Source organism: Halioxenophilus sp. WMMB6, from assembly GCF_033283405.1.
Taxonomy (GTDB): Bacteria; Pseudomonadota; Gammaproteobacteria; order Pseudomonadales; family Cellvibrionaceae; genus Halioxenophilus.
This window is the reverse complement of the sequence record NZ_JAWMQR010000028.1, coordinates 1-1,315: the sequence shown is the minus strand read 5'-3', so window position 1 is coordinate 1,315 and position 1,315 is coordinate 1. Positions and strand designations below refer to the sequence as shown.

The 1,315-nt window shown below is 45.1% G+C and carries 2 protein-coding genes; both read right to left on the bottom strand.

Annotation, left to right across the window (positions count from 1 at the left end):
• Positions 1-30 precede the first annotated feature (30 nt).
• Positions 31-870, bottom strand: a complete 840-nt coding sequence (locus SBL51_RS23200; RefSeq protein ID WP_317933585.1) for an IS3 family transposase — start codon at positions 868-870, stop codon at positions 31-33.
• Positions 871-884: 14 nt separating this feature from the next.
• Positions 885-1,259 carry a transposase gene (locus tag SBL51_RS23195; RefSeq protein WP_317933584.1) on the bottom strand — a complete coding sequence of 125 codons (375 nt, stop codon included), beginning with the start codon at positions 1,257-1,259 and terminating at the stop codon, positions 885-887.
• Between the last annotated feature and the right edge of the window lie 56 nt (positions 1,260-1,315).

Genomic DNA, 1,315 nt, shown 5'->3' with positions numbered 1-1,315 from the left:
GTGATCCTATACCACTTTCGTTGACACTTTTTATGCACATAGACTTTCATATTCCATAGGTGATTGAAAGCCTAATGTGCTGTGTAACCTCTCTCGATTATAAAATTCAATGTACTCAATGATATACGCAGTTGCTTCTATCTGATCATCAAACTGAACCTGATGTATCAGCTCCGCTTTCATGCTATGGAAGAAGGATTCAACTACGGCATTATCTAGCGGTGTAGCCTTTCTGCTCATACTACGCGTCAAGCCAGCTGACTCGACAAGCTCACGGTATTCATGCGCCGCATATTCAACACCTTGGTCAGAGTGGAAGATGCAGCCGGATGATACCGCATTGCGAGACAAAGCCATCATCAATGCGCTCTTGGTAAGCTCCGTATTACGCTGCCGACTAAAAGACCAACCGACGACTCTACGGCTAAAAAGATCAATGACGACAGCATGGTAGAGCCAGCCTTTACCCGTTCTAATATGAGTAAAATCTCCAGCCCACTGGACACCTTGAGCGTCAGCAGGAGGAGCTTTTGCTAGCGCGTTATCCGTTCCTGCATAAAATTGATGCTGTCCGGGCCTCCACACATAGAGCCCCGTTGTCGATGCCTTAATACCAAGCTCTTTCATCAGCCTGTTAATACGGCGGACACTGCAGGAAAAGCCTTTCCTGCATAATTCAGCGTGTAACCTTGGCGCACCATAAGCACGCTTAAAGCCTTGGTGCACCTCAGTGATAGCTGACATCAATTCAAGATCGTATTGTCGGTGCTGGCTTATTGAGCGCTTACGCCAAGCGTAGTAGCCACCACGTGTCACCCCATAGAGATCACATAATTTACGAACATCTCTACCTTCACGATTCTTCTCGATGAGTTCGAAGATTTTTACTTTGTCTTTACGAAGAACCGTTCGGCCTTTTTTAATAGATCTAACTCATCTTCTCTTTGAGCCAAATCCTTCTCAAGCTTTCGAATGCGCTTTTCAGCTTCGCGCAATTTCTGCTCAGCCTCTTTTTCTTTATTGGATTTGCTAGGGCGCGGCACTGGCGTTTCCTTAATCTTTTGTCTTTCAGCCAGAGGATTACCTCTAAGTTCACCTCGGCGATACTCCATTTGCCAGCGATAGACCATGACAGGATGCAGGCCGAGTGTATCTGCAATATCTTTGGCCATAACGCTAGGGTTGTTTGCAAGCTTAACAACCATCTTTTTAAATTCTAGCGTATATCGATCATAATGACGCTTTCTAGTTTGCCCCATATTCTTACCCTTTAGATTGACAGAAAATACTGTCAACTAAAGTGGTATAGGTTCAG

Bases quoted from the DNA above. Each gene is read 5' to 3' on its own strand.
- SBL51_RS23195 (WP_317933584.1), bottom strand. From the start codon at position 1,259: ATGGGGCAAACTAGAAAGCGTCATTATGATCGATATACGCTAGAATTT.